This is a genomic window from Oricola sp. (assembly GCF_022763245.1).
In the GTDB taxonomy this organism is placed as follows: Bacteria; Pseudomonadota; Alphaproteobacteria; order Rhizobiales; family Rhizobiaceae; genus Oricola.
Window position 1 is genome coordinate 219,376 of the sequence record NZ_JALEGV010000011.1, and the last position, 22,531, is coordinate 241,906.

Annotated in this window: 23 protein-coding genes; 6 read left to right on the top strand and 17 right to left on the bottom strand. The window is 64.1% G+C overall.

What is annotated here, in order from left to right; all coding sequences use genetic code 11:
• Window positions 1-75: 75 nt before the first annotated feature.
• On the bottom strand, window positions 76-1,017 hold the full coding sequence (locus MRY80_RS03855; RefSeq protein WP_293288234.1) for a helix-turn-helix domain-containing protein: 942 nt from the start codon (window positions 1,015-1,017) through the stop codon (window positions 76-78).
• Window positions 1,018-1,183: 166 nt separating this feature from the next.
• On the opposite strand from MRY80_RS03855, the gene MRY80_RS03860 reads away from it, so the two are divergent.
• The 6 genes from MRY80_RS03860 (at window position 1,184) to MRY80_RS03885 (ending at window position 7,544) form a co-directional block, all read left to right on the top strand.
• Window positions 1,184-2,590: an aldehyde dehydrogenase family protein gene (locus MRY80_RS03860; RefSeq protein ID WP_293288235.1), complete on the top strand. Its 1,407-nt coding sequence runs from the start codon at window positions 1,184-1,186 to the stop codon at window positions 2,588-2,590.
• Window positions 2,591-2,601: 11 nt separating this feature from the next.
• A complete protein-coding gene (locus MRY80_RS03865; protein ID WP_293288237.1) occupies window positions 2,602-4,200 on the top strand; it encodes a GMC family oxidoreductase N-terminal domain-containing protein in 1,599 nt (532 codons plus the stop codon).
• A 204-nt stretch (window positions 4,201-4,404) separates the two neighbouring features.
• A complete protein-coding gene (locus MRY80_RS03870; RefSeq protein ID WP_293288239.1) occupies window positions 4,405-4,938 on the top strand; it encodes a 2,4'-dihydroxyacetophenone dioxygenase family protein in 534 nt (177 codons plus the stop codon).
• A 58-nt stretch (window positions 4,939-4,996) separates the two neighbouring features.
• Window positions 4,997-5,725: an SDR family NAD(P)-dependent oxidoreductase gene (locus MRY80_RS03875; protein ID WP_293288241.1), complete on the top strand. Its 729-nt coding sequence runs from the start codon at window positions 4,997-4,999 to the stop codon at window positions 5,723-5,725.
• 115 nt (window positions 5,726-5,840) lie between these two features.
• A complete protein-coding gene (locus MRY80_RS03880; protein ID WP_293288243.1) occupies window positions 5,841-6,809 on the top strand; it encodes a helix-turn-helix domain-containing protein in 969 nt (322 codons plus the stop codon).
• Window positions 6,810-7,028: 219 nt separating this feature from the next.
• Window positions 7,029-7,544: a 2,4'-dihydroxyacetophenone dioxygenase family protein gene (locus MRY80_RS03885; RefSeq protein WP_293288245.1), complete on the top strand. Its 516-nt coding sequence runs from the start codon at window positions 7,029-7,031 to the stop codon at window positions 7,542-7,544.
• A gap of 87 nt (window positions 7,545-7,631) precedes the next feature.
• Here MRY80_RS03885 and MRY80_RS03890 read toward each other — a convergent pair whose 3' ends face one another.
• The 16 genes from MRY80_RS03890 to MRY80_RS03965 form a co-directional block, all read right to left on the bottom strand.
• Entirely contained in the window at window positions 7,632-8,645 is a 1,014-nt protein-coding gene (locus tag MRY80_RS03890; RefSeq protein WP_293288247.1) for an alcohol dehydrogenase catalytic domain-containing protein, read from the bottom strand.
• Window positions 8,642-9,658: a branched-chain amino acid ABC transporter permease gene (locus MRY80_RS03895; protein WP_293288249.1), complete on the bottom strand. Its 1,017-nt coding sequence runs from the start codon at window positions 9,656-9,658 to the stop codon at window positions 8,642-8,644. Before MRY80_RS03895 ends, MRY80_RS03890 begins: the two co-directional genes overlap by 4 nt.
• 1 nt (window position 9,659) lies before the next feature.
• Window positions 9,660-10,517 carry a branched-chain amino acid ABC transporter permease gene (locus tag MRY80_RS03900; protein WP_293288251.1) on the bottom strand — a complete coding sequence of 286 codons (858 nt, stop codon included), beginning with the start codon at window positions 10,515-10,517 and terminating at the stop codon, window positions 9,660-9,662.
• A complete protein-coding gene (locus tag MRY80_RS03905; protein ID WP_293288253.1) occupies window positions 10,504-11,229 on the bottom strand; it encodes an ABC transporter ATP-binding protein in 726 nt (241 codons plus the stop codon). Before MRY80_RS03905 ends, MRY80_RS03900 begins: the two co-directional genes overlap by 14 nt.
• Window positions 11,226-11,981 carry an ABC transporter ATP-binding protein gene (locus MRY80_RS03910; protein ID WP_293288255.1) on the bottom strand — a complete coding sequence of 252 codons (756 nt, stop codon included), beginning with the start codon at window positions 11,979-11,981 and terminating at the stop codon, window positions 11,226-11,228. The genes MRY80_RS03905 and MRY80_RS03910 overlap by 4 nt, the downstream gene beginning before the upstream one ends.
• Window positions 11,982-12,003: 22 nt before the next feature.
• Window positions 12,004-13,299 (bottom strand): ABC transporter substrate-binding protein, encoded by a 1,296-nt coding sequence (locus tag MRY80_RS03915; protein ID WP_293288257.1) that lies wholly within the window; start codon window positions 13,297-13,299, stop codon window positions 12,004-12,006.
• A gap of 74 nt (window positions 13,300-13,373) precedes the next feature.
• On the bottom strand, window positions 13,374-14,192 hold the full coding sequence (locus MRY80_RS03920; RefSeq protein ID WP_293288259.1) for an SDR family NAD(P)-dependent oxidoreductase: 819 nt from the start codon (window positions 14,190-14,192) through the stop codon (window positions 13,374-13,376).
• A 248-nt stretch (window positions 14,193-14,440) separates the two neighbouring features.
• Window positions 14,441-15,205, bottom strand: a complete 765-nt coding sequence (locus MRY80_RS03925) for an SDR family NAD(P)-dependent oxidoreductase (RefSeq protein WP_293288261.1) — start codon at window positions 15,203-15,205, stop codon at window positions 14,441-14,443.
• Window positions 15,206-15,350: 145 nt separating this feature from the next.
• The gene (locus MRY80_RS03930) at window positions 15,351-15,680 is read right to left on the bottom strand and encodes a multidrug efflux SMR transporter (protein ID WP_293288263.1); all 330 of its coding nucleotides are present in this window, start codon (window positions 15,678-15,680) and stop codon (window positions 15,351-15,353) included.
• Window positions 15,681-15,756: 76 nt separating this feature from the next.
• The gene (locus MRY80_RS03935; RefSeq protein WP_293288265.1) at window positions 15,757-16,995 is read right to left on the bottom strand and encodes a saccharopine dehydrogenase NADP-binding domain-containing protein; all 1,239 of its coding nucleotides are present in this window, start codon (window positions 16,993-16,995) and stop codon (window positions 15,757-15,759) included.
• Window positions 16,996-17,025: 30 nt separating this feature from the next.
• The gene (locus tag MRY80_RS03940) at window positions 17,026-17,304 is read right to left on the bottom strand and encodes a 2TM domain-containing protein (protein ID WP_293288267.1); all 279 of its coding nucleotides are present in this window, start codon (window positions 17,302-17,304) and stop codon (window positions 17,026-17,028) included.
• Window positions 17,305-17,410: 106 nt separating this feature from the next.
• Window positions 17,411-18,799: an amidase gene (locus MRY80_RS03945; protein ID WP_293288269.1), complete on the bottom strand. Its 1,389-nt coding sequence runs from the start codon at window positions 18,797-18,799 to the stop codon at window positions 17,411-17,413.
• Window positions 18,754-19,833, bottom strand: a complete 1,080-nt coding sequence (locus MRY80_RS03950) for a ring-opening amidohydrolase (RefSeq protein ID WP_293288271.1) — start codon at window positions 19,831-19,833, stop codon at window positions 18,754-18,756. Before MRY80_RS03950 ends, MRY80_RS03945 begins: the two co-directional genes overlap by 46 nt.
• Before the next feature lie 37 nt (window positions 19,834-19,870).
• Window positions 19,871-20,647: an ABC transporter permease gene (locus MRY80_RS03955; protein ID WP_293288273.1), complete on the bottom strand. Its 777-nt coding sequence runs from the start codon at window positions 20,645-20,647 to the stop codon at window positions 19,871-19,873.
• Window positions 20,644-21,510, bottom strand: coding sequence for an ABC transporter ATP-binding protein (locus MRY80_RS03960; RefSeq protein WP_293288275.1), 867 nt, complete (start codon window positions 21,508-21,510; stop codon window positions 20,644-20,646). Before MRY80_RS03960 ends, MRY80_RS03955 begins: the two co-directional genes overlap by 4 nt.
• Window positions 21,510-22,490, bottom strand: a complete 981-nt coding sequence (locus MRY80_RS03965) for an ABC transporter substrate-binding protein (protein ID WP_293288277.1) — start codon at window positions 22,488-22,490, stop codon at window positions 21,510-21,512. Before MRY80_RS03965 ends, MRY80_RS03960 begins: the two co-directional genes overlap by 1 nt.
• Window positions 22,491-22,531 lie beyond the last annotated feature (41 nt).

Genomic DNA, 22,531 nt, shown 5'->3' on the forward strand with positions numbered 1-22,531 from the left:
GGCGGTGTCGGCTCGATTGTTCGGTACGCTTCCAGGAGAGCGCGTCACGCGCTCAGCGCCGCGACGATTGTCGCGTCATTGTCCGTATCGTCCCGGCGCGCAGCCGAAGGCGCGGCGGAACTGGCGGTTGAAGTTGGAAATGTCGCTGAAACCGCATGCATAGGCGATGGAGGAGATCAGCAGATCGTTCCTGCCGCGCCTGCGGTCAAGCAGCAGCTGGCACGCCCGCTCCAGGCGCTTGCGGGTGAGGTATTCGGTCGGCGACGTGCCCATGAGCGAGAACGCCCGCTGCAATTGCCGCGTCGAGACGCGCAGATCGGCGGCGATCTCCCTGATCGTCAGTTCGCAGCGGTCGAACTGTGCGTCGAGATAGGCGATGCCCTGTTTCAACAGATGCGCACCGCCCATGTCGGCCTCGATCTGCATGAGCCGCTCGCGCCCTTCGCGCTCATGCAGCATGACGCCGAGCAGTCCGAACATGGATTCGCGAAGGTAACCGTCCTGCTGCGGAGAGCTGTCGAGCGACAGCGCCTTGGCGAGCACCGACGTGATGGCGAGCGCCGTGTAGTCGCCACGCGGCAGAAACAGGCCGCTGCGAATGTTCTCGCCGAAGCGCGCCCGCATCTCGGCCCGCGAGAGGTGCACCGACAGCTGGCGGCCGTAATTGCCGAAGAAAGTGAATTCCGACGGTCTCGCGCTGTCGATCAGCATCATGTCGCCCGGTGTCATCATGCGGGCCGTGTCGTGCTGCGACATCAGCGCTCGGCCCTCTTCCTGGATGACGAGGAAGAAGTGTTCCCCGTCGTCCCTGCGGCAGTCCTCGCCCGAGCGCCTCACCTTCTGCAGGTCCTTGGCGATATGCGCCATCTCGATGCCGGCTCGCTCCTCAAGGACTATGCAGCCACTGACCCTGTCCCGTCCCTTCGCCGGCTCGGCGCGAAACAGGCCGCACACCTCCTGGAGGCGCGACTGGAACTGATCGACGGCGAGTTCGCCGGGGTGAACGACGGTCAGCATGGCGCCCATTGTGACGCGCTGCCGCCAGTTTTCAATATCGATCGGATGCAGGGTGCTCGCGCGCTTTGTCGCCGCCGTCCAAGCATGCTGTCGTGAAACGCCAAGAACGGCTGCCTTGTGCCCTGATAGCTGTGACGATGGAGGAAAGTCATAAAGGGAGGAGCCCATGTCCGACATGGGAATGATCATCGATGGCGGCCGCATGGCCGCCGCCGCCAGTTTCGACGTCACGAATCCGTCCACCGGAGAGATCGTCGGTTCGGCGCCGAACGCGACGCCAGACGACCTCGACAAAGCCGTCTCGGCCGCCAAGGTCGCCTTCGAGACTTGGTCAAAGAAGTCGGACGCCGAACTGGCCGCCGCCTGCGAGGCCGTGGCCGCGAGGATCGGCGAGCACGCCGAGGAACTCGCGCATCTGCTGACGAAAGAGCAGGGCAAACCCCTGAACGGGCTCGGATCGCGTTTCGAACTGGGCGGCGCGCAGGCCTGGGCCGGTCACACGGCCGGGCTCTCGCTGCCGATGAAGGTGCTTCAGGACACCAATGAGGGGCGGATCGAATTGCATCGCAACCCGGTCGGCGTTGTCGGATCGATCACGCCCTGGAACTGGCCGGTGATGATCGCCGTCTGGCACATCCTGCCGGCCGTGCGCACCGGCAACACCGTCGTCATCAAGCCCTCGCCGTACACGCCTCTGTCCACGCTCCGGCTCGTCGAGATCATGAACGAGGTCCTGCCGGCCGGGGTCGTCAACGCGGTCGCGTCGGACGACCAGCTTCACAATATCGGCGCGGCGATGGCCGCGCATCCCGACATCCGCAAGATGGTCTTCACCGGGTCGATCGCGACCGGCAAGCGAGTGATGATGACGGCTGCCGAGACCATGAAGCGGCTGACGCTCGAACTCGGCGGCAACGACGCCGGCATCGTCTTGCCGGACGTGGATGCCAAACAGATCGCCGAAGGACTGTTCTGGGGCGGCTTCATCAACAACGGCCAGACCTGCGCCGCCATGAAGCGGCTTTATGTGCATGAAGACGTCTATGACGACGTGTGCGACGCCCTGGTCGATTACGCGCGCAACGTCACGGTCGGCGACGGCCTTGACGAAACCTCCGTCCTCGGTCCGATCGCCAACCAGATGCAGTTCGACAAGGTGAAGCGGCTGGTCGACGACGCCAAGACGAAAGGCAGGGTTCTGCTGGGCGGCGAACCGGGCGAAGGCCTCTATTTCGCTCCGACCATCATCGCCGACCTCTCCCATGACGATCCGCTCGTCGCCGAGGAGCAATTCGGCCCGGCGCTGCCGATCGTCAAATATTCCGACATCGAGGAGGTGATCGCGCTGGCCAATGACAGCGAGAACGGCCTCGGCGGCTCGGTCTGGTCGAAGGACACCGGGAAGGCGAAAGAGATCGCGCGCCGACTGCAGTGCGGATCGGTCTGGATCAACAAGCACGGAGCGATCCAGCCAAACGCGCCCTTCGGCGGCGTGAAATCCTCCGGACTGGGCGTCGAATTCGGCGAGGAAGGCCTTGCGGAGTATACTGACATCCAGGTCGTCTACTGCTGAGGGGGAGCAAGATGGAACAATTCGACTATATCGTGGTGGGCGGAGGCTCGTCGGGCTGCGTCATGGCCAACCGGCTTTCCGAGAACGGCGCCTCGCGCGTGCTGTTGATCGAAAGCGGCCGACGCGACGACAATCGCTGGATCAAGATCCCGGCGACGTTCTTCAAGGTGATCGAACAGGGCAAGGACATCGTCGCCTATGTCGGCGAGCCCTCGGAACGCGTCAACGGCCGCCCTTCCATCGTGATCCAGGGCCATGTCATCGGCGGCGGTTCGTCCGTCAATGCGATGATCTACATCCGTGGCCAATCGCAGGACTATGACGGCTGGGCGCAGGAGGGAAATCGCGGCTGGGCCTACTCCGACGTGCTGCCGGTTTTCCGCGACCTTGAAAACAACATGGAGCATGCTGGCGAGTTCCACGGCACGGACGGTGAACTGCATGTGTCGGAAACCGGCTTTCACCATCCGTTGAGCCGGGCGTTCGTTCGCGCGGCGCAAGAGGCCGGCCTTCCCTACAATCCCGATTTCAACGGGCAGGTCCAGGAAGGCGTCGGCTTCTACCAGACCACCACCCACAACGGTAGACGGTGGTCGGCGGCTGAAGCCTTCCTGCGTCCGGCGGAAGGTCGCGCGAACCTGAAGATCCTGACGGAAACGCGCGTCGCACGCATTCTCTTCGAAGGAACGCGCGCCGTCGGCGTCGAGCTTGAAAACGGCACCAGGTACCAGGCGACAGGCGAGGTCGTCTTGTGCGCGGGCGGCATCGAGACACCGAGGCTCCTGCAGCTTTCCGGCGTCGGTGACGCCGCGCACCTCAAGAGCCACGGGATAGAGGTTGTCTCGGACCTTCCGGGCGTCGGCGAGAACTATCAGGACCATCTGGAATCCACCGTCCAGGGCGTCACCCGCGATCCGATCTCGATCTATCGCGAGGACAAGGGCGTGAAGGCCGCGCTCCACATGCTGCAGTATCTCGCGACGAAGACGGGCATCCTGTGCTCCAACGTCGTCGAATGCGGCGGCTTTGCCGATGTCTCGGACGCGGGCTTGCCCGACATCCAGTTCCACGTGCTGCCGTTCATGGTGGGCTGGGCCGACCGGCCGCCGATCGAGGAACACGGCATCGCCATCGGGCCTTGCTTCCTGCGTCCGCGATCGCGCGGCACGGTCAAGCTCCGTTCGGCCAATCCGAAGGATCCGGCGCTGTTCGACGCCGGCGCGTTCTCCGATCCCGAAGACCTCGAAGTCCTGATGCGCGGCGTCAAGAAGGGTATCGAGATCCTCGAGGCGCCGTCGCTGGCAAAGCTCGTCAAGCGCCGCGCGCTCCCGGAGCCCGGCGTTGAAAAGGACGACGACGCGCTGCGGGATTTCGTCCGGCAGACGGCGAAGACAGTGTTTCACCCCGTCGGCACGGCCAAGATGGGCCCGGACAGCGACAGGATGGCGGTCGTCGACAACGAGCTTCGCGTGAAGGGCGTCGAGGGCCTGCGCGTCTGCGACGCGTCGGTCATGCCGCGCCTCGTTTCAGGCAACACCAACGCGCCGACGATGATGATCGCCGAACGCGGTGCGCGGTTCATAACCGGGAAGGAAACGCTCAGCGCCTAGGCAAAGCATCGAAGCCGCAGGGACCGACTTGCCGCGAATTTCACGGGCGGAGCTGCCGGAAAAGGCGCTCCGCGCAGGCGTTTGCGTCCTAATTTGACGGACGTTCCGTCCGGTCGGGACAATCCATCGGAAGGCCGATCCGCCTATGATCAGGCCGAGGAAGGTGCTCCTGGCACCGCTTGGTCTTTCAAAGGAGGAGTTGAGATGGCTGAGGAAGCACGGAACGAGTTTTGGCGCGGCATCAAACCGATCGAGAAAGTATTCCAGCCCGACGCCCTGCCCGAGGTCTACCTGCCCAACATCGCCGATGACGACGAACGCTATTACGTTCCGCTGTCGGAGACGGTCTTCACCAAGCCGATCTGGATTTCCCCGCAGCGCAACATGTGGTGCGACGTGCTGATGGCCAAGGGCCCCGGCCTGGTCAACCGCCACTACCATCCGCACGAGGTGTTTGCCTACACGATTTCGGGCAAGTGGGGGTACCTGGAACACGACTGGGTCGCGACCGCCGGTGACTTCATCTACGAGACGCCGGGCGAGGGCCACACGCTCGTGGCCTATGAACACCCCGACCCGATGAAGGTGCATTTCAAGGTGACCGGCCCGCTGATCTGGCTCGACGAGAACGGCGAACCCGACGGCTATTTCGACGTCCACATGTATATCGACATGTGCAAGAAGCACTATGACGAGGTCGGGATCGGCGCCGATTACATCGAGAAGCTCTTCCGGTAACGGAGGTTTCGGGCCGCGGGACAGCGCCTCGCGGCCCGCTACAGGTCGGACCCACGCCATGACTTTGAAAAACGACGCCTTCGAAGGCATGACCGTCGCGATCACCGGCGGAACGTCGGGCATCGGCTGCGCGACGGCCCTTGCCTTCGCGCAGTCCGGCGCCCGGGTTCTTGCACTCGGGTTGAACGCCGGAGGCGAGGACGCCCCACGCCACGACAACGTCACCTGCAAGGAGATGGACGTACGCGACCGCGAAGCGCTCGTCGCGTCCCTCGAGGGGCTGGGCCAGCTCGATGTCCTTGTCAATTGCGCAGGCGTCAGCCGCGACCGCGTGGAATGGACCGACGCGGCGTTCGACGAGGTTATCGACATCAACCTCGCCGCGGCGTTCCGGGCGAGCCAGGCGGCCCGGCCGATGCTCGCACGCAGTGGCAGCGGCTCGATCGTCAACATCGCGTCCATGTATTCCACTTTCGGAGCGGCCGACCGCCCGGCCTACAGCGCGAGCAAGGGCGGGATGGTCCAGCTCACGAAGTCGCTGGCGATCGAATATGCGTCGCAGGGCATTCGGGTGAACGCCGTGGCGCCAGGCTGGATCGAGACGCCGCTGAGCCGGGGCCTCTTCTCCGACATTCCGGTCTCGGCGCCGATCAAGGCGCGCATTCCGATGGGTCGCTGGGGCCAGGCGGACGAAGTCGCCGATCCGATCCTTTTCCTGGCTTCGCCGCTCGCCCGCTACATCACCGGCGTGACCCTGCCGATCGATGGCGGATATCTGACCGCCTGACCCGTGAAAACGCCATGAACCGCCCCGGAATCGTTCCAGCACTTGGAGGTGGCGAGTTATTGGTGCATCCTCCCTCGACCGATTGAATGCGATAGGGAGGATCGCGGATATGGGTTTGATCAGTTCATTCGACACGAGGAGTGTCGCGAAGTCCGATCGCATCGATTTCTGGGAAGAACGCTGTTCCAGCAGCGTGGTTGGCCTGACCTGCTCCACCACCGAAGAAAACGGCTTCGAGGCAAAATTCGATCACTATGATTTCGGCAGTTTCTCGGCCTTCGACATCGCGGGCCGGCCGCATGTGATCTGCCGATCGTCGGAAATGGTGCGCCGGGACCAGAAAGACTCCGTCTTCTTCACGATCATCATGAAGGGCAATGTCTTCGTGAACCGGCGCGATCGCATCGATCTGCTGAACACCGGCGACATCGTGCTTTACGATACGACCACGCCCTACATGCACGGTTTCCCGACCGAGGCGCGGCAGGTCTTGTTCGATGTTCCGGGCGGCGAGTTCCGCAAGCGTTTCCCCGAATGGGACCTGCGCGACGCGCTGAAGATCGACGGCAACAAGGGGACTGGCATCGCCATCGGCCGGGCGATGCGCAACACCTTCTCCAAGGTGCGCGCGCGCAAGTATCTCGCTCCCGAACCGATGCTGATCAACAACATCTGGTCGGCGCTGGAAATGGTCCATGACCACGTATTCGGCAGCTCGGAAATCTCGTCCTATCATTTCGGCATCATCCAGCGGGTGCGAACCCTCATTCGCTCGCGCATCGACGACCCGAACCTCGATACGGAAACGGTCTCCGTCGAGATCGGCATGAGTTCGCGCCAACTGAACCGGATCCTCGCGGTCCAGTCGCTGACCGTGCGCAAACTCATCCAGAACGAGCGGCTCGACCGCGCCCACCGGGTGATATCGGGCGCATCGGGCGGTGAACGCTTCACCTTGACGGAGTTGGCCTACAATTGCGGCTACTCCTGCCCGTCGCATTTTTCCAAAAGCTTCCGGCGGCGTTTCGGCGTCGCGCCGAGCGAGATGCGCGTCGCCGCGCAGGACGCGGAGAACGCGACCTAGCCTCGCCGGAAAATCGGACGACCGCCCCTCCTGTCGGCGTCGTTTGAAGCGGAATGACTGCGCGCCTGACGAGGTGCGCTCCAGGGATGAACACGCCCGCCGCAACGGCGGCTTCGCGTGCCAACAAAACCCCAAAAAACGGGCCATTTTCATTGAATGAAAGGCCCCGTTTTGCGATACTGACGGGCATTCGCACAGTCACAGTCGCGAGGGAGGAACATGAGCAAAATCAACCAGATAACCAAGCTGCCGGAGGAGGCCTACGAGGCGACGATCCAGCGTTTCGCCAAGGAGGGCGCGCACATCCCGGGAGACGACGAAGCCAACCCCTGGGTGCCCTTCGGAGAGGCCGCTTCCATCAAGCATTTCTGCTTCGATGTCCGCACGAATTCGGTGGCGAACATCCTCTGGGTGAAGGGTGGCGGCCGCATCGGCACGCACAAGCACCGGGGCGTCGTGTCGGCCGTCACGCTGGAAGGTTCCTGGGCCTATTACGAATATGACTGGGTCGCCCGGCCCGGCGATTTCGTCTACGAACTGCCGGGCGCTGCCCATACGCTCTACTCGGACGACCCGAACGGGATGAAGGCGCTGTTCTGGATCAACGGCCCGATCGAGTTCTACGACGACAACGGCAAGTACGACTTCACGGCCGACGTCTTCTGGTTCATCGACCATTACACGAAATATTGCGAGGAGCAGGGCATCCCGATCAACCAGGAGATGTTCATCTGAACATCCCTCGCCGCGCAAACGAAACCGCCCGGACCGAGATCGGCCGGGCGGTTTTTTCTTGTCCTGACGGATGGCGCGCGAAGGGTCTCAGGCAGCGACTTCGATGAGAACCTTGCACTGGGTGGTCCGGTCGCGCAGCGCCTCGAACGTGTCCGGCACCTTGCCGAGACCGATCCTGTCGGTGATCAGCGCCTGGGGCCGGTAGGTCTCCAACGTCGCCAGCGCGTCGATCGCCATCTCGAATTCGGCCATATTGAAGAACGCGGCCATCACGATCGTGATCTCCTTGCTCAAAACGGCGAACGGATCCCATTCGTCGCCGCCGACGCAAAGCCCCACACCGACGACCTTCCCGTGAACCCGTACGAGTTCGCAGGCGAAGTTGATCAGGCCCTTCTTGCCGACGCATTCGAAGACGATGTCGGGCGGACCGCCCGCCATGGCTGCAAACTCGTCGGCCAGCCCGGGTCCCGAAAGGGCGAACCCGGTGGCGCCCACCGCCTTGGCCCGCTCCTTCTGATGGTCCTTGATGTCGGCCACGATCACGTCCGAGGCGCCCATCCGTCTCGCCCAAAGCGCGACCAGCAGCCCGATCGGGCCGGCCCCGAGAACGAGGACCTTCTCGCCAGGCCTCAACCCAGAGCGCATGACGCTGTGCAGTCCGATCGAGGTCGGTTCCGCCAGTGCCCCCTCGACCAGCGACAGGCTGTCGGGCAGTTTCCGGCATTGCCGGGCCGCCACGGTGGTCAGTTCCGCATAGCCTCCGCCAATCAACTGCATTTCGGAGCACCATGCCGGATCGCCCGCGCGGCACCGGTCGCACGCGCCGCAGCCGCGCATCGGGGCGACCGCAACCCTGTCGCCTTCGCGAAAATCCGAAACGTCCCGCCCGACAGCGACGATCTCGCCGGCAAATTCATGCCCCAGCACCACGCCCTGCCCGATGCCGAATGTCTTGGGATCCTCCGTCATGTGCAGGTCGCTGCCACAGATTCCGCAGGCGGCGACCTTCAGCAGGACCTCGTCGTCGTCCGGCTGCGGATCTCCGATCGTGTCGACGCGGAGCGGCCGGCCGACGGTGTCGAACAGGACGGCTTTCATCGGCTTTCTCCCGAAACAAGCACCCGTCTCGTCGGGAACCATGGTGCGTCGACGACCTTGCTCATCAGCCCCCAGATCCCCTGACGCGCAAAGAGCGCCACGATGAGGGTGAGAATGCCGAGAACGATCAGGTAGGTGGCCCCGTATTCGCCGAACCAGCGGTCGGCGAAGAAGTAGATGATGGAACCGACGAGCACGCCCTCTATGCTGCCCAGCCCGCCGATCATGACGATGAAGATCGCGACGGTGGCCCATTGCGGCCCGTAGGCGGCCTCCGGGGTGATCCTCAACTGCGCCATGAAATAGATCGCGCCCGCGAGTCCTGTCCCCGCCGCGCCCGCGATGAACAGGAGGAAGCGGAGCCGCGAAACATTCACGCCCTGGCTCGCCGCCGATACGGGATTGTCGCGCATTGCCGTCAACGCCAGGCCGTAGCGCGACCGCAGCAGCCAATAGGTTCCGCCCACCGTGATCAGGAGCATGAGCGCGCACAAGATGGACACGCCGATCGCGCGTTCATGGGCGCTGTACTGCGTCATCACGCGCAAGCTCATCCCGGCGCCGGCATTCACATAGCTGAAGTTCGACGTCAGGAGGCGCATGACCTCGGCCACCACCCAGGTCCCGATCGCGAAATACGGTCCGTCGAGGCGGTGGAGAAGCCCGTAGGTCGGAACCGCCAGCAAGACGGGCGCGATGAGGCAAAGCGGTACCGCGAAGAACGGATTGATGCCGAGATTCTGCGCCAGGGCGAACATGGCATAGGCCGCGACGCCGCTGAAAGCCTGCTGGCCGACGGAGACGAGGCCGCCATATCCGGCCAGTAGGTTCCACATCTGCGCAATCGCGATGTAGCAGCACAATTCCACCACCGAGCGGATCGTGCCCTGGCTCGCCCACCACGGCATGGCGACGAGCGCGACAAGCAGGGCAATCCCGATGATCATCGCGGCGATGCCGGACTTGGTCTGGCTGCGAACCTGCGCGCGCACGGTGCTCTCGAAGCCTGTCATCTCAAGACCTCCCGAAGATGCCCTGCGGGCGAACGATCAACACGCACAGGAAGACGAGATGCCCAGCGAGGATGCCGAAGCCGGGATTGATCCGGAACCCGATGGCCTGGCTCACGCCGAGCACCATGGAGCCCAGAAACGCACCCCAGATCGAGCCCATGCCTCCGATGATCACCGCCTCGAAGGCGTAGATCAGCTGCGCGGGACCGTCGGAGGGAGCGACCGTGGAACGCAGCCCCTGGAAGAGCGCCGCGAAACCGAGGATGCCCACCGAGATCGCGGTCGCCCATGCGTAGACTGCCTTCGGGTTGATGCCGGTCAACGCGGCAGCCTCGACATCGGCAGCCGACGCCCGCAGCGCGCGTCCGAAGCGGGTGTAGCGCAGAAGCGCGTCCAGTCCGCCGGTCAGCACCGTCGCCACGACCAGAACGATGACGGGCAGGACGCCGATGAAGATCGGACCGATCTGCCATGACGCCTGCTCGATGCCGCCGCCCGGAATCGAGCGTGTATCCGCCGACCAGATCTGCTGCATCGCGTTCTGCAGCGCGATCGACAGGCCGAAAGTCGCGATGATCGAGGGAAGCGGATCCTGGCTGACGACGCGGTTGAGCACGGCGCGCTGCAGGACATAGCCGATCGCTGCGGCGATCGGGACGAGCAAGAGGACCAGGACGAAGGGTCCGACATGCAGCGACGCAACCAGCGAAACGCCAATCAGCGCCAGCAGGATCATCAGATCGCCATGGGAAATGTTCACGATCCGCATGACACCGAACATCAGCGCCATCCCGAGCGCGTACTGGGCATAGAGGCCGCCCAGAAGAATGCCCTGAATGAAGCCGTCAAGCCACTGCATGGCTTGCTCCGAAATAGGCCGCGGAAATATCCTCGCGGGGCACTTCGGCGGATTTGCCCGTCAAAGTCACTTTTCCCTCCAGCATGCAATAAAGTCGGTCCGAGGCCTTCTTCGCGAGGCCGACATCCTGCTCGACGAGCACGATCGCGGTGCCCGCCGCCGATATCGAGGGAATCGCTTCGTAGATCTCGTTGATGACCTTGGGCGCCAGACCCAGCGAGATTTCGTCGCAGAGAAGGACCTTGGGTTCGTTGAGCAGGGCCCGCCCGATGGACACCATCTGTTGCTGCCCGCCCGACAGGCTCTGTACCGGATCGCGGCGCTTCTCCTTGAGGATCGGGAAGAGCCGGTAGACCCGGTCGAGCGTCCATGTGTCGCTCCCGCCCGCCTTGTGATCGATCGCCACGCGAAGATTGTCTTCCACCGACATGCCGGCAAACAGCCTGCGGCCTTCGGGAACGATGGCGACGCCCTGCGAAACCATCTGGTGCGGCTGCAGCCCGCCGCAGGGCTTTCCCTGCAGCCGGACGCTGTCGGGCGCCACTTTGAGCGCACCCATGACCGATTTCAGAAAGGTGGATTTCCCGGCCCCGTTGGCGCCGATAAGCGCGACCACCTCGCCCGGGCAGATCTCGAAATCGATGCCGAACAATGCCTGGAAATCGCCGTAGAAAGCCTTGAGCCCGTGCGTGGACAGAAGCGCTTCGCTCATACCTCGATCCCCATGTAGACGCGTTTGACTTCGGGGTCCTCGATCACCTCGCGCGGCGGGCCCTCGGCGATCTTCTCGCCGAAATCGAGAACCATTACCCGCTCGGCGACCGCCATCAGCGCGTGCAGGACATGCTCGATCCAGACGATGGTGATGCCCCGGTCGCGAATCTTGCGGACGAGTTCGACGAGGTCCCTGCCCTCGTCATCCGTCAGGCCGCCCGCGATCTCGTCGAGAAGCAGGAGCTTGGGACGGGCGGCCAGCGCCCGCGCCAGTTCCAGCCGCTTGCGGTCAAGCAGCGTCAAGGTGTCGGCCATCTTGTTGGCCTTGCCGCCCAGTTCGCACTCCTCGAGCACGGTGGCGCAGTAGTCGTAGACCGCGCTCTCGCTCTTGTTGCCGGCGAAACTGGCCGACACGAGGAGGTTCTCGAAGGTCGTCATCCCGCCATAGGGCAGCGGAATCTGGTAGGTCCGCCCAATGCCCAGGCGCGCGCGGCGGAAAGGCGGCTCGCCGCCCAGCATGTGGCCGTCGAACCGTATCGTGCCGGAATTCGGGCGAAGGTCGCCCGAAATCAGATTGAAGAGCGTCGTCTTTCCGGCGCCGTTCGGTCCGAGAATGCCAAGGACCTCGCCGCGCCGGACAGTGAAGCTCACGTCGTGGAGAACACGGTTCGCGCCGAACGACTTGCCGAGCCCGTCAGCCTGCAGCAGCGTCGGCGACGCTGCTGCAACTCCTTCGGAGGATCCCTCCATAGTCTCCACCGCCGTCAAGGGATCACTGCGCCCAGGGCAGGATCTTCATCTTCTGTTCGGGTTCGAACAGCTGATTGACCGAGTTGTCGACGATCTTGAGATCGTACATCCACTTCTCGCCCGGCACCCACTGACCGCCGAAGATAGGCGTGGTCGAAACGTTCGGGTGCGGTCCGGTCGAGAAGTTCACCGGTCCGATCAGGGTGTTGAGGTTCGTCGCCTTGATGGCGTCGCGCACGGCCACCTTGTCGAGCGGATTGCCGGACCGCTTGAGCGCGTCGATGGCGACCTCCCAGATCGCGTGGCTGTAGCCGAGCGGCTGCGTCCACTGGCGATTGGACTCGGCTTCCCACACGTCGGCGATGTCGCGGCTGACCTGGCCGGTCAGCGAGGACTTGAAGGGGAATGCGGGCGTCCACCAGACTTCCGAGGACATGCCATTGCCCAGATCGCCCATCGCCTCGACCGCGGACGGGAACAGCAGCGCCGCCGCCATCGTCATGGCCTTGGGGTTGTAGCCCTGTTGGTTGCACTGGTTCACGAAGGTCTTGAAATCGTCGACGAACGCGATGCCGCCGACGATCTCGCAGCCTTCGTTCTTGAAGGTCGCGATCTGCGCGGTGAAGTCGTTCGTGCGCGGCTGGAAGTAGCCCGGCTTTGTGACCTCGAAGCCCGCTTCACGCGTCGGAGACGGCAGGCCGTAGTCCTCGTTGCCCCAGGTCTCCCCGTCGATGTTCTGCGGGAACAGCATGCCGACCTTGCGGTTGGTCTCGATCGTGTTCCAAAGGCCGACAAAGGTGTTGAGCGCCTCGTCGAGACCCCAGAAGAAGTGATAGGTCCAGTTGAACGGATTGTCGGCGCCGCCACGCGGGAAGATGATCGCCTGCCAGGGCGCACCACACGACACGCAGGGAATCTCGTAAAGCTCGGCCTGGTCGGCGGCCGCGGTGATCGTCGGCGTGGTCGAGGCCGGGATCAGCAGGTTCACTTCCTCGTTGAGGATGAGGTCGCCGGAAACTTCTGCCGAGCGGTTGGAGTCAGACTGGCTGTCCTGGACCAGGATCTCGACATTGTAGCGCTCGCCATTGACCTCGAGGCCGTCGGCCAGCAACGCGTTGATCTTCTCGACCATGTAGCCGTCGGTCTCGCCGAACAGCGCCATCGGGCCGGTGGCCGGCGTGACATAGCCGATCTTGATCGTGCCGGCCTGCGCGCGGGCGATGTTCGGCATGGCGAGCGCCGCCGCGCCCGCGCCCATTCCCTTGAGCACCGTCCGACGGGATGTCGACGTGATCAGCCTGTTCTTGAAGTGAGACATGGTTTCCTCCCAGATGTCTGCGGTTGCAGTTGAAACCCGGGCGCGCCCTCCACGACACGACCACGGGCATGAAGTCACGCGATGCGCAGCATCGACCCCCCGTCGATCACGAATTGCGCCCCCGTCACATAGGATGAAGCCGGCGAGGCGAGATAAAGGGCGAGCCCCTTCACATCCTCAGGATCGCCGATACGCCCGATCAGGGACTGGGCCTCGAAGGCCGCACGGTCCGCCGGGTTCTTGAGCCTGCCGCCCGCGATGTTCGTCATGAACGGGCCTGGCGAAATGCAGTTGACGTGAATGCCGAACATGCCGAGTTCCATCGCGGTGTTGCGGACCAGATGGTCGACGCCCGCCTTGGCCGGCATGTAGGGCGTGCCCACGATCGCCTCGTTGATCTGCGCTGCCACCGACGACGTCACGATGATACGCCCGCCGCCGGTCTTCTTCATGTGGCGTGCGGCGTTTTTGATGGAAGTGTAGACGCCGGACAGGTTCACCGCGATGACGCGATCCCAATGCTCGTCGTCCATCGCGTCGATCGCGCCGTCCGGGTTGCGGTCGCCCTCGGGCGTCAGGAAGCCGGGGCCGGCATCGATGCCTGCATTGGCGAAGACGACGTCGATCCTGCCGTGCTTCTCGGCGACTGCGTCAAAGCCTGCCGCCATTGCAGCGCGGTCCGAAACATCGACCTTCTGCGACCAGACGGAACCGCCGGCTGCCTTGATGGCATCGACCGTCTCGGCAAGCCGCTGTTCATCAATGTCGAAAATGCAGACATTCGCGCCGTTGTCGGCCATCACTTCGGCATAGGCGCGTCCGAGACCGCTTCCGCCTCCGGTCACGATCACCGACTTGCCGCTGACGTCGAACATCTCCTGTACCGACGGCATTCGTCCTCCTCCCCGAAAACGGTTCTTGGCGACCGTTTCCGCCCTGCGGCCTGCGGCCTGCCGGGCACGGTGCCGATGGCAGGCAGCGACAGTTGACGCAAAACCCCGCCGCTCACTGAGCGGGGAGACTGCGACATGTTGTCAGCTTAACCGCAGCGGGGACGGCGGTCACGGGTCATAATGGACATTTGGGGCGTCAGTTTCGGACATCGCTTTTGGCCTGTCCGAAACTGACCCGGAAGCACCCGTCAGATGCTCATTCCGCCGTCCACCATGTGCAGCGTTCCCGTCGAGAACGTACTCATGTCGCTCGCCAGAAACAACGCGGAAGCGGCGATTTCGTCGGGCGACGCGTGCCGGCCCATCGGGATGATGCTGTTGAAGAACTCCGTGCCGTCGCGGCCCGTCGCGGCCGTGAACCCGTCCTCGACATTCTTCTGGAAACTGTTGTCGATCGGCCCCGGGTGAAGCGTGTTCACGCGGATGCGGCGCGGCGCGAGTTCCTTGGCGAGGCACCGCATGAGCCCGACCTGGGCATGCTTCGCCGTGATGTATCCGTAGACGCCCGGGTCACCTGTCACCCCCGCGACGCTCGACGTGATGATGATGCTGCCACCGTCACGCATTTTCGGCACCGCGTTCTGGCAGGCGAGAAAGGCGCCGCGCACATGCACCGACAGGACGCTCTCGAAGACATCCAGCGGATATTCGTCGATTGGCGCGACGGTGCCGAAATTTCCGGCATTGCTCATCAACACGTCGATCTCGCCGAACCGCCGTGTCGCCGCCTCGACATAGGCCGCGGTCGATGCCGCGTCGGACACGTCGGCGGCGACCGTCAGCGCGGAGTCGCGATACGTCCCCAGTCCGAGACGGTCGAGATCCGGCTCATCCAGATCGACCAGCACGACGCAGGCTCCCTCCTCCAGGAACCGCCGCGCAGTCGCACTTCCGAGACTGCCGCCAGCGCCCGTGATCACGCAATGCTTGTCCTTCAACAATGGTCCAGACATTACCCCTCCCCTGAGCCAAGTTGGTCTCTTCGGCGCCGATTGAAATCGCGCCGGAGTTCTTCTTGAACCAGCAACCCATTAGCATCGCCTCACCGGCGCTTCCAGACGGTTGGGGAGGCGCCGGTCCGTCCGGGCCTTTGCGTTCCTACCCGCTTGCCGCCGACGACAAGGCATTCAACACCACCACGCCGGCGACGATCAGGCCAATTCCCAGAAAGGCAAAACCGTCGAGCGACTGACCGAACGCCAGGGCGCCGAGCAGCGTCACGCCTGCGATGCCACCACCCGCCCAGACCGAATAGGCGATGCCGATCGGCATCGTCCTGACGACGAGCGACATCACGTAGAACGCAAGTCCGAAGCAGATCAGGGCGAGAGCGGCAAATCCGATCTTCGTGAAGCCGTCTGACAGTTTGAGCGATGCGGTCGCAAGGATTTCGATGGCGATTCCCGTCGAAAGCAGGATCCAATGCATGGGCGTTCCTTTCATGTGCGATGCAAGATTCGATAGGCGCCAGACTGCGGCACGTGACGCCTGACACGCCCGGGGGTCAGAGCAGTTCGAATCTCAGACCCGCATGCTTGGTGATCCGGTCACGCAAAAGCGGGCCGAGCGCCGAGGCCGGCGTCCAGAAGCCGCCGCCGACACCGATCCTGTCGGCATCTTCGGCGAGGCACAGGGCCGCCTCGACCAGCATTCTGCTTGTCGATTCGATCGCCGGATCGCCCTGTCCCGTGATGCGGGCCTTCAGGATCGTGCCGTCAGACATCTCACCGACCTGGATCAGTTCGTAGGAGCCCGTTTCGCGCAATTCGGCAGACGGACCCTCGCCCGATTTCGGCAGCACGTGACGCTTCAGAAGCCGCCGGGTGGCAGGGATCGCCATCGCGATCAGGAAGGTCCGACCGAGCAAAGCCTGGCGCATCGCCACCCACCAGCCGCCGACGCCGCCTCTCGTCAACGCTGTCTCCGCATAGCTGAAATCGCGACCATAGGGATATTTGAGCAGCGCATTGGTGCGCCGCACGACCTTCGCGTTCATCGGCGCCATGAAGTAGGGATTGGTCCAGGCTTTCAGATCCTTGTCATAGGTGACGGAGACCGGCATCATTCGATCCGGCTCTTCCAGTCCCTGCCGCTCGCCCTCGGGACAAAGCGCGTAGGGATCCACGGACAGTGCATCGAAACCCGGATCCTTCTCGCGCAATTCCATGGCGTTCAGGAACGTCGCCGCGGTCCCGCCGCTGAAGCTGCCCTTCATCCGGGTGATCCGCGTGGTGACGCGCGTGCAGGGCCTGCCGTGGCGCTGCACCGCAGCCTCCTGCAGAAACTGAACGCCCAGATCGGAAGGGATCGAGTCGTGCCCGCAAGCATGCACGATCCGAGCACCGGTCTCGCGCGCCTCGGCCTGATGCGCGTCGATCATCGCCCGCATCCATTGCACCTCGCCCGTCAGGTCGCAGTAATGCGTGCCACTTCGGACACAGGCTTCCAGCAACTCCGTGCCGTGGAGAGCGAAGGGGCCGACGGTCGACACCACGACCCGGGTTCGCGCAGCCATTTCTGCCAGGAAGGCGCGATCATGGCTGTCCCCGATCAGGATCGCGGCCGTGCTACTGGCATCAGGAAGCGCCTTTCGCACCGCCTCTAGCTTGGTACGATTTCGCCCGCCGATCGCCCATCTCAGCCCGTGCGCTGCGATCCTGCGCGCCAAGTGATGCGCCACGCGCCGTCCCGCGGCGCCGGTCGCGCCCCAAAGGATGATGTCGAAGTCGCGTGTCCCGCTCATGGCCGACCTGCCGTCATCGCGCGCCGCCGGCTATTTGCGGCCCCAATCCCGCTTGCCCATCTCCTTGTCCGTCATGCGGTCGATGATCTCTTCCTTCCGGCGCGCACCGAAAACCGTCACGGCATGGATGATGATGGCGACACCCCAGCCAAGCACCGGCCAGATCACCCAATATGAACCCGGCTCGGTCAGGAAATTGATCACCAGAAGCAGAACGCACACGACCGCATAGACGGCCAGATGTTTGTAGAAGCCGAATTTGGCTTCCGCCCTGCCACGGGCGCGAATTGTCAGATCATCGGTTTGCATTTCGTCTTCCCCCGCAAAGAAATCGGGACAAGATTACTTTGCGGAAGACGGCATGCGTTGATGCCCGTCAATCACGGGATGGAAGGCCGGTTCGCATGATTACTTGTCAGTCGATCGCGAAGCGCCGTGCCAGATCGATCAGCGATTTCTCCGAACCGCGCGCCCCGACCAGTTGGAATCCGAACGGCCGGCCGTCGGCAGATGTTCCCGCCGGCACGCTCAATCCCGGCAGGCCGAGTGCGTTCGCAAACGCCGTGAAGACCGCATGGCCTCTCGGTCCCACCGACTGTCCGTCGATCGTCTCCGGATGGCTGGTCTCTTTCGCCCAGGAAAGGGCCGCAATCGCCGGCGTCATCAGCACGTCGAAACCGGCCATCGCCTCGCGATACGTATCCTTCAGCTTTTCGATCCCCACGATCGCGCGGGCGTAGTCCGTCGCCGTAAAGCCGCGGCCTGTCTCGGCCATCGCCTTCAATGCCGGCCCGGCCTGTTCGGCGAGGGCGGGGTTCTGCTCGAACATAAAGGCGACGCCCGATGTGCTGATGACCGGCCAGATCGCGTCCATCGGCGAGAGACAGTCGAAACTGTCGCGGGTCTCGATCGCGCAGCCGCGCGAGCGCAGGCTTTCGGCCGCGCGGTCGATGCCCGCCGCGATCTCCGGATCGACGGGCTGGCCGTTGAAGGTGCGGGCGTGGAGTATGCGCGGCGCATCCTCGGTTCGCGCTTCCGGCAGCGCGCCGTCCGCGAGCACGTCGAGCATCAGAGCGATGTCGTCGAACGAACGGGCAATCGGGCCGACGACTTCGAACTCTCCAAGGATCGCGGGAAATCCGTGTCCGCGCCGGATCGTTCCCGATGACGGCTTGAGGCCGAACACCCCGCAATGCGACGCCGGCCTGCGGATCGAACCGCCGCCGTCGGTGCAAAGCGCCAGCGGGCCGATGCCGCTTGCGACGGCCGCCGCCGCGCCGCCGCTCGATCCGCCCGGCGTCAAGGCCGGTTTCGCGGGACTGCCGGTCGCACCGAACAGCAGATTGTCGGTGTAGCCCTGTACCGTCAGTTCCGGCACGTTGGTCTTGCCGAAGATCACGAGACCGGCCGCCCGCAGCCGGGCCACCGGCCGCTCGTCATGGTCCGGCACGAAATCGGAAAAGGCACGGCTGCCCCAGGTCGCACGCATGCCCGCAACGAAGAGATTGTCCTTTACGGTCATCGGCACGCCGTCGAGCCCGCTCGCGGGCGTACCATTTCGCCATCGTTGCGTGCTCGCCTCAGCTGTGGCTCGCGCCTGTTCGACAGCCAGCGTCACCACCGCGTTCAGGGAAGGATTGACCGCATCATGACGCTCGAGCACGGCATCCAGCGCATCGACGGGCGTGAAACGACCCGCCGCATAGCCCTCGACGAGCTCGCCCGCCGTCAGCTGCCAGAGCGGCCGGTCGCCGCCGCTCATGCCTTGACGATCGCCGCGATCGGCGCTTCGCCAGGCGCGCATTGATGCTCCGTCCCGCCGGACAGGAAGATCGCCGGATCGCCGGTGACGGAGGCGATGACAGCGCCCGCGGCGGCACGCGCATGCCGTTCGAAATGGATATCGGCGTCCGACATCATTGTCGTGCGCCGGCCCCTGATCTTCGGCGCGGCCTCGCCCTTGGCGAAGACGGCGAGTATGCGATCCTCTTCGCCGTCCTGAAGGCCGGCGGATGCGAGCGCGCGGCGCACGCCAGCCGCGTCGATGGCGTCGCCCAGGACCGCGTGGCCGATGCGGCAATCGCTGGTGGCATCAGGCGCGTTGCCGAACAGCAGGATCTCGCATTTCGTCAGTTCGCCGCCCGCCGACGTGGACGCGACCATCGAGAAGACAGCCATATCCTTGGCGATCGTCGTCTCAGACACCTCCGCCGCATCCACCTCACCGAGGCCGAGCGCGACGCCCAGCGCCATCGCGCCACGGGCATAGGGTTTCGACCCGTTCGGATCGCGCGTCACCACAGCCGCGCCACGCGCATCCGCATCGGCGATCTTCGCCGGCGAAAGCAGCGGCCCCTTCACCTGCACATAGTGGACATCGGCGGGATCGGCGATCCCGGCCTCGGCCAGCGCCCGCTTCACCGCATCCGCGACTTCCCCGACATGGACCATGGTGCCGACTTCCTCTGGCAGGATGTCGCGCGTCATGACGATGCCAAGCGCCAGCCGCCCGCCCGGGACGGTCTCGCCGCCGGTATCGGCAGAGCGTGTGAAGACGGTTGCGTGCGGCGACAACACACCTTCCGTGCCGCCCGACCATACGAAGGCGATCTCGCCCATGATCTCCTCGGCACTTCCGCCGCGATAGGGCGCCAGGGCCCGCGCGAAGGACAGGGTGGCGAAACCGCGCGTGAAATCATTGGCGCCGCCATTGCCTTCCGTTTTGCCGATCACGGCGACGATGGCGTTGGCGTCGATCGTGCCGTCTTCGAGGAGGGCGACGAGTGCGGACACGTCGTCGGGTGCGTTCATGGCGATCTTGTGTACGCCGACTTTCATCTGCGACCTCTTCTCGTGCGTGTGCTGTCGGTTCGGGCTACTTGCCGCCCCAATGGACGAAGCGCCGTTCCAGGATGATGAAAAGCAGGTTGAGCCCGTAGCCCAGCGCGCCCGCGGCGAAGATCGACGCATACATCTCCGGCATGTCGAAGATCATCTGGGCGTTGATGATGCGCTGGCCGAGCCCGTCGGTGGAGCCGATGAACATCTCCGCGACGATGACGATCACCAGCGCGATGGAAATGCCCGAGCGCATGCCGACGAAGGTCTGCGGCAGCGACTCCCAGATCGTGACGTCCGTCAGGATCCGCACCCTCGGCGCGCCCATCACCTTGGCGGCCAGCTGGCGCTGCTTGCGGGCGTTCATCACGCCATAGGCGGTGTTGAAGACGATGATCAACGCCGCACCGAAGGCGGCCACTGCGATCTTGGCTTCCTCGCCGACGCCGAAGATGACGAGGAACAGCGGAAAGAGCGCCGATGCCGGCGTGGAGCGGAAGAAGTCGACCGAGAACTCGACGGAGCGATAGACCGTCTCGGAGGATCCCAGGAACACGCCGATCGGGACCGCGACGATGATCGCGATCGCAAACGACACCGTCGTGCGCACGATCGTGCGCCAGAAATCGTTCCACAGCGTGCCTTCCGTCAGGCCGGACACGAAGGCATGCCAGGATTCGCCCGGTGTCGGCAGGAGCACGGGATCGACAAGCCGTCCTTCGCTCGCCAGCCACCAAAGGAAAACGAGAACGGCCGCACCGATCAGCGGCTGGAGACGTTTCACGATCCGGTTCTTTCCAAGACCCGCGCTCATTTGCGCACCTCCCGCTGGAAGATTTCGAGGCTGCGGGATTTCACGGCGATGAACTCGTCCGTCAGCGTCGTTTCGGGCGTCCTCGGACGCGATGCATTGAACTGCAGCCGCTCGGCCACCTGTGTCGGCTTCTTGGTCAGGAGCAGAATCTCGTCGGCAAGCGTCACCGCCTCGTCGAGATCATGCGACACGAGAAGCGTCGTCACCTCCCGCTCGGTCAGGACCTTCTGCAGCCGGTCGCGCAGGAAAAGCGTCATTTCGTAGTCGAGCGCGGAAAAGGGTTCGTCGAGGAACAGCACTTCCGGATCGACGACGAGGGCGCGCATGATCGAGACGAGCTGCTGCTGGCCGCCGGACAATTCATAGGGATAGCGGTTGAGGTCGATCTTCACGTCGAAGCTGGTGAGCAGTTCCTCCACGCGGGCGTCACGCTCCGCCTTCGACAGCCCGAGGAACTGCAGCGGGTAGCGGATGTTGTCGATGGCCCGCGACCAGGGAAACACCGCCTCGCGGTAATTCTGGAAGACATAGCCGATCCGCGTCTCTCGCGCGGTCTTGCCGTCGAACAGGATCTGTCCGCTGTCGAACTCCAGGATGCCGGAGATCATGTTGATCAGCGTGCTCTTGCCGCAGCCGTTGGGCCCGAAGACGGAGACGACCTTGCCCTTGGGAATGTCGAGATCGAAGTCCTTGTAGAGGACGACGTCGTCGAAGGTCTTCGTCAGGCCCCGGATCGTGATGTGGGTGCCCTTGGGAAACCAGCGCAGCCGGTCGGGATCGGACTCCGGCGACGCATCAAGCGCCGCCGGTGTTTCGGCCATGGTCGAGGGATCGATCGGCACGCGAGCAAGAACCTCGTTCATTACTTTTCGAGCAGGTCTTCGGCGGAAACCGAGGAGGCCACGACACCCAGATCGACGCCAATCCCGATGAACTTCTGGAAGTCCTCGATTTCCTTTTCGGTCAGGTCGGCAGACATCACGAAATGGGCGAGCGGAACGGTGTCGACCAGCTTCGGATTGACGTTCATGTCCTCGGCCATATAGGCGCGGGCGGTCGGGTCGTCATTGGCGTCGGCGGTCGCCTTGGCCCAGGCGGCCTTGAAGCGGGCGGCGACATCGGGGCGCTCCTCGAGCATCTTGCCGGAAACCGCGGCGCCGGCCGCATAGGCTTCCGCCGCTTCGTCCTTCAGCAGGTACTTGGAGATGACGCCGGTTTCCAGGCGCTTGGCGATGCCCTGATCGACCATGGTGCTGGCGAGGGCCTCAAGCGTGTAGCCGCCCTCGAACGAGCCGCCCTGCATGGCGCCGATATGGTTGCCCATGCCCTGTTCCTGGATGGTGAAGTCGTCGCCTTCCTTCAGGCCGGCGGCGACGAGAACGGCCTTGGCCGCGCCGAGATTGGCCGGTCCGGGCGCCGAGAACAGGCGCGCGCCCTTCAGGTCGGCTACGGTCTTGGCTTCGCTGTCCGGTGCGACGACGAACTGCTCCATGATGTATTCGGAATTCTGGCCGTTCAGCGCGATGAATTTCAGGGTGCCCGGGCGGCGCGACACGATGTTGGCGCCTTCCAGCGTCACGACGTTCGACGCGACATCGATGTCGCCGGTCACGAGCGCCTGCACGATCAGCGGATGCGTGCCGATGACGACCGTCTCGACCTCGATGTCGGCTTCTTCGAAATAGCCGCGCTTCAGACCGATGTAATAGGGCAGCGCCGAGCTTGCCTTGAAGACGCCGACCTTGACCTTGTCGGCGGCATCGGCGGAAACCGTGCCGACCGCGGTCGCCGCGATCACGAGGCCGGTGACGGCCAGTTGTTTCAGTGAGGTGAGCTTGATCATCCTGATTTCCCTGTTGCTGGAAGTCGTTGGCCGCATCTGGC